This window comes from Rhodococcus sp. 7Tela_A2 (assembly GCF_049311045.1).
In the GTDB taxonomy this organism is placed as follows: domain Bacteria; phylum Actinomycetota; class Actinomycetes; order Mycobacteriales; family Mycobacteriaceae; genus Rhodococcus.
In genome coordinates this window covers 1-5,359 of sequence record NZ_JAXION010000182.1, presented here as the reverse complement: position 1 = coordinate 5,359, position 5,359 = coordinate 1, and the positions used below count along the sequence as shown (strand labels likewise).

6 protein-coding genes are annotated in these 5,359 nt (G+C 66.7%); 1 reads left to right on the top strand and 5 read right to left on the bottom strand.

The genetic code is table 11. The annotated features are described in order from the left end of the window. Positions 1–96: 96 nt before the first annotated feature. Entirely contained in the window at positions 97–420 is a 324-nt protein-coding gene (locus tag TVH25_RS20655) for a helix-turn-helix domain-containing protein (RefSeq protein ID WP_378528697.1), read from the top strand. A gap of 12 nt (positions 421–432) precedes the next feature. Here the strand turns inward: TVH25_RS20655 and TVH25_RS20650 are convergent, their stop codons facing one another. The 5 genes from TVH25_RS20650 to TVH25_RS20630 all read right to left on the bottom strand — a co-directional run bounded on the left by TVH25_RS20650 (position 433) and on the right by TVH25_RS20630 (position 5,304). After that, entirely contained in the window at positions 433–615 is a 183-nt protein-coding gene (locus TVH25_RS20650; RefSeq protein WP_422425365.1) for a YbdD/YjiX family protein, read from the bottom strand. Then, a complete protein-coding gene (locus tag TVH25_RS20645) occupies positions 612–2,939 on the bottom strand; it encodes a carbon starvation CstA family protein (protein ID WP_169623089.1) in 2,328 nt (775 codons plus the stop codon). Before TVH25_RS20645 ends, TVH25_RS20650 begins: the two co-directional genes overlap by 4 nt. A 168-nt stretch (positions 2,940–3,107) precedes the next feature. After that, entirely contained in the window at positions 3,108–3,377 is a 270-nt protein-coding gene (locus tag TVH25_RS20640; protein WP_169623088.1) for a DUF2277 domain-containing protein, read from the bottom strand. Between the two features lie 152 nt (positions 3,378–3,529). After that, positions 3,530–4,684: an acetyl-CoA C-acetyltransferase gene (locus TVH25_RS20635; RefSeq protein ID WP_422425364.1), complete on the bottom strand. Its 1,155-nt coding sequence runs from the start codon at positions 4,682–4,684 to the stop codon at positions 3,530–3,532. After that, the gene (locus TVH25_RS20630) at positions 4,681–5,304 is read right to left on the bottom strand and encodes a TetR/AcrR family transcriptional regulator (RefSeq protein WP_296549795.1); all 624 of its coding nucleotides are present in this window, start codon (positions 5,302–5,304) and stop codon (positions 4,681–4,683) included. The genes TVH25_RS20635 and TVH25_RS20630 overlap by 4 nt, the downstream gene beginning before the upstream one ends. Positions 5,305–5,359: the final 55 nt, after the last annotated feature.

Sequence of the window (5,359 nt, the reverse complement as noted above, 5' to 3'; positions counted from 1 at the left end):
CCCCGCACCCCCCCGCCCCCCCCCCCCCCCCCCCCCCCCCCCCCCCCCCCCCCCCCGCCCCCCGTCCATGTATACGAAGGGCGACACGCACACCTCGTGAAACAGAACAACGACGCCGAAGACAAGTTCGACGACGAGAACTTCCCTGCGTACAGCATGGGACGCGCCGCCGAGCTGCTCGGCGTCACCCAAGCCTTCCTCCGGAGTCTCGACACCGCGAACCTGGTCAATCCGATGCGGTCGGAAGGCGGGCACCGGCGGTATTCGCGATATCAGCTTCGCATCGCCGCCCGCGCGAGGGAACTCGTCGACCAGGGCACCGCACTCGATGCGGCGTGCCGGATCATCATCCTGGAGGATCAGCTCACCGAAGCCCTCCGCATCAACGACGAACTGCGCCGCAGCAAACACGACGAGTAACCGGCAACGCGGTTAGCAGCACCTCGCGCCGGGGTTCGTGTCCGCGTCCGCGTGACGCTCCCGCCAGTACTGACGCTCGCTCGGGACAGGACATCCCGGGTGAAGCCTGCGGTGCAGTTCCACATAGCGCGCGTAGTCGTGGTCACCCATCAACGCTCCGACCCACCACCACACTCGGCGCAGTACCGAGGTCATGAGGTGCCCGTCTTCTCGTGAGCGTGCCGGCGCAACGGGCCGTCCCGCGTCACCGCCGCACCGGGAGGCCGGACCTTGCCCGACGCGATCAGTTCGTCCCACTGCTTCTGCAACTCCCGCTCGGCAGGGGTCGGAACGAACCCAGCGGGAGCGAAGATCTTGGACGGTACGTCCGGCGACTCCGTCGTCGGAAGCCCACCCGCACGTACGGCCTTGACGCACACGACGAGACCCGCCGCTACCACGACGAGCACGAGTCCCGCGAACACGATCGACAACGTGCCCTGGATGAACGTGTTCCGGATGACCGCGTCGATCTCGTCGAGGCTGTCCGCCGACCCGAACGCGGTCGCGCCCGAGTTCTTTGCGTCGACGAAGGCGCGGTGCTGTGCCCAGTACCCCACCGCCCGGTCCGAGGAGAAGATCTTCTGCCAGGACGCGGTCATCGTCACGATCAGGTCCCACACCAGCGGTACACCGGGAATCCACGCCCACTTCGTCATTCCCTTCTTCACCACGATGGTGAGAACGACGGTCAGCGCGATCGCCGCGAGCAACTGGTTGGCGATGCCGAACAGCGGGAAGAGGGTGTTGATGCCGCCGAGCGGGTCGGTCACGCCCATCAGCAGGATCGCGCCCCACGCGGCGACCACGACCAGCGAGCAGAACCATGCGCCGGGCCGCCAGGACGGATCCTTGAAGCGGCGGGCCGGACCACCGAAGTTGCCGAGCGAGTCCGAGAGCATGAAGCGGGCGACGCGGGTTCCCGCATCCACGGTGGTGAGAATGAACAGCGCTTCGAACATGATCGCGAAGTGGTACCAGAACGACTTGAGAGCGTCGCCACCGAACAGGTCGCTGAGCACCTGGGACATACCGAACGCGAGCGTCGGCGCACCACCTGTGCGGGAGATGATCGATTCCTCCCCGACCGCTGCCGCGGCCCCGGCGATCTGCTCGGGAGTGATATCCGGCGACGACAGGCCGAGTCCGTTGACGTAGGCCGCCGCGGTCTCCGGGGTGCCTCCGGTGAGCACTGCGGGGGCATTGAGCGCGAAGTACAGGTGCTGATCGATGATGCAGGCCGTGACCAGCGCCATGATCGCGACGAACGACTCGGTGAGCATTCCGCCGTATCCGATCAGCCGGATCTGCTTCTCTTTCTCGAGCATCTTCGGGGTGGTGCCCGACGAGATCAGGGCGTGGAAACCGGACAGTGCGCCGCACGCGATGGTGATGAACAAGAACGGGAACAGCGAACCTGCGAACGCGGGTCCGTTCCCGGCGACCGCGAACGACGACACGGCCGGCATCTCGATCACGGGACGGGCGACAAGGATGCCCACGGCGAGCAGGATGATCGTGCCGACCTTCATGAACGTCGAAAGGTAATCGCGCGGCGCGAGCAGCAGCCAGACCGGTAGTACCGACGCCGCGAACCCGTAGGCGATCATCAGCCATGCGATGGTGACCGGAGAAAGGGTGAACCATTCCGTGCCCCAGTTCGTTTCGGCGACCCAGCCGCCGGAGATGATCGCCAGCAGCAACAGGGCCACTCCGATGAGCGAGACCTCCGCGACTTTGCCGGGTCGCAGGAACCGTAGGTACACGCCCATGAACAGGGCGATCGGGATGGTCATCGCGATGGAGAACAGCCCCCACGGGCTCTCGGCCAGGGCATTGACCACGACGAGTGCGAGTACCGCGATGAGAATGACCATGATGACGAAAACCGCGATCAGGGCGGCGGTTCCGCCGACAACGCCGAGTTCCTCGCGCGCCATCTGTCCCAGGCTGCGCCCACGGCGCCGCGTCGAGATCCACAACACGAGGAAGTCCTGGACCGCTCCGGCGAAGACCACTCCGACGACGATCCAGATCGTGCCGGGCAGATAACCCATCTGCGCGGCGAGAACCGGACCGACGAGCGGTCCCGCGCCTGCGATCGCGGCGAAATGATGACCGAACAACACCCGCCGGTCGGTCGGCATGTAGTCCTTGCCGTTCTCGAGCACCTCGGCAGGAGTGGCACGATCGTCGCGCGGTTGCACGATCTTTCGCTCGATGAACTTGGCATAGAACCTGTACGCGATCAGATAGGTACAGACCGCCGCGATGACGAACCACACGGCGTTGACGTCCTCGCCGCGCACCAGCGCGATCACGGCCCAGGCGACGGCACCGGCGACCGCCAAGAGGACGAACACGATGCGCGCGGTCAGCGACATCGGAGTTCGATCGACGACGCCGACCGGCGGCAGATCCGGGTCCGTACGGAGATATTCGACGTACTCGCGGCTGTGCGGCGACTGCTCGACGGCCATTTCGGCTCCTCACCGGGTCGGCGCGGGACCGTGCGCGACGCCACGGTGGTCCGCGTCGTCGCGCACGATGCTGGCCTGCGTCACGCTACTCGCGCGAAGCCGGTGAGAACCGGGAAAATGGTCCGAATGCCGAGGTTCGGGTGCGTACTGCTGCGCCGACGTACGGCGTCAGCCGCGCGCCGCCATCCGCGCCCGGACCTCGGGACGCCGCAACGGCGGAACGGTGCGGGGAGGCTGTCTCCGTTCGGGAAGCGACGCCAGCAGCCTGGTGGTCGTCGCGGCAACCTCGGCGACAGCCCGGTCGAACGGCTCCCGGGTCGCGTCGGACAAGGACTGGATTCCGGTGACCTTACGGACGTACTGCCGGGCGGCCGCCTCGATTTCCTCGGCGGTCGCTGCCGGTTCGAGTCCGCGCAGCTCTGTGATGTTCCGGCACATATTCCGAAGGGTAGTCCCGAACCACCGTTCCGACAGCGCCTAGCACGTTACGGACGTGTACCGGCAGCGCATCCCCGAACCGTCGCGTCGGTAACACGCGCGCGGGGGGGGGGGCCCGCCCGGCCGCCCCGGGGGCCCCAACACCGAGGACGTCAGGAGTCGAGACGCTCGATGATCGTCACGTTGGCGGTGCCGCCGCCTTCACAGATGGTGAGCAGTCCGTAACGACCACCGGTGCGCTCGAGTTCGTTCAGGAGCGTCGACATCAACTTGGTGCCGGTCGCGCCGAGGGGATGACCGAGCGCGATCGCGCCGCCGTTGACGTTGACCTTCGCCGGATCGGCGCCGATCTCCTTGATCCAGGCCAGCACCACCGGTGCGAACGCCTCGTTGATCTCGATCAGGTCGATGTCGTCGATCGTCAGGCCGGTCTTCTCGAGGGCGTACTGCGTCGCCGGGATCGGGGCGGTCAGCATGAAGATCGGGTCGTCACCGCGGGCGCTGAGGTGGTGGATCCGGGCACGGGGCTTCAGGTTGTACTTCTTCACGGCCTCGTCCGACGCCAGGAGGACAGCGGAGGCACCGTCGGAGATCTGGCTCGCAACAGCCGCGGTGATCCGTCCGCCTTCGACGAGGGGCTGCAGCGACGCCATCTTCTCGAGGCTGGTCTCGCGCGGCCCCTCGTCGACGGTCGCGTCACCGAGCGGCACGGTCTCGTTGTCGAAGCGGCCCGCCGCGATGGCGGCCTTGGCACGCTCGTGACTCTGCAGAGCCCACTGCTCGAGTTCTTCGCGGCTGATGTCCCACTTGTCGGCGATCATCTCGGCGCCCTTGAACTGCGACACCTCGTCACTGCCGTAGCGCTCGGTCCAGCCGGTCGACCCGCCGAAGGGCGTGTCGAAGCCGTACTGCTGCCCGGCCGTCATCGCCGACGAGATCGGGATCTGCGACATGTTCTGCACGCCGCCCGCAATGATGAGGTCGGCGGTATTGCTCATGATCGCCTGAGCGCCGAAGTGCAGCGCCTGCTGGCTCGACCCGCACTGGCGGTCGACGGTCACCCCGGGCACGTGCTGCGGGTACCCGGCAGCGAGCCAGGCGGTACGGGCGATGTTGCCGGCCTGACCGCCGATGGCGTCGACGCAGCCGAACACCACGTCGTCCACGTCGCCCGGATCGATTCCGGTGCGCTCGACGACGGCCTTGATGACGTGCGCGCCGAGATCGGCCGGGTGCACGCCGGACAGTCCGCCCTTCTTCTTGCCGATCGGTGTGCGCACCGCGTCGACGATGTAGGCCTCGGTCATGATTGCTCCTTATGCAGATCCGGGTTCGACAGTCCGTCGAGAACGATGGAAAGGTACTGCTGCGCAACTTGTTCTACGGTGAGGGCGCCACCGGGGCGATACCACCGCACCGCGACCCACACGGTGTCGCGGACGAACCGGAAGACGAGTTCGACATCGAGATGCGGCCGGAACGTTCCGTCGGCCACGCCACGCTCGAGGACACCGATCCACAACTCCCGGAATTCGGTGTTCCGTTCGGCGATGTACGCGAAGCGTTCACCCTCGAGGTGCTTGGCCTCGTCCTGGTAGATCGCCACCGCCGAATGCGACCTGTCGATCGACTCGTACGAGGTGGTCACCAGAGCCTCGAGTGTCGCACGGGAGTCCAGCCCCGACGCGACGATCTTGTGATACCGGTCGAACAGGTCGTCGAGGAATCCGCGCAGGATCTCGTCGACCATCGATTCCTTGGAATCGAAATGGTGGTAGAGGCTTCCCGAGAGAATCCCGGCCGCGTCGGCGATGTCGCGCACGGTGGTCGCGCGGACGCCCCGCGAAGCGAAGAGATCGGCAGCAATGGCGAGCAGTTCGGCGCGGCGTCCCGACTTACCGTTGCTGTCGTCGCGAGGTGGAGTCATGGAGACATCCTTTCAAGCTGCCGCGGGGGGGGCCCGGGGGGGGGGGCCGCCCCCC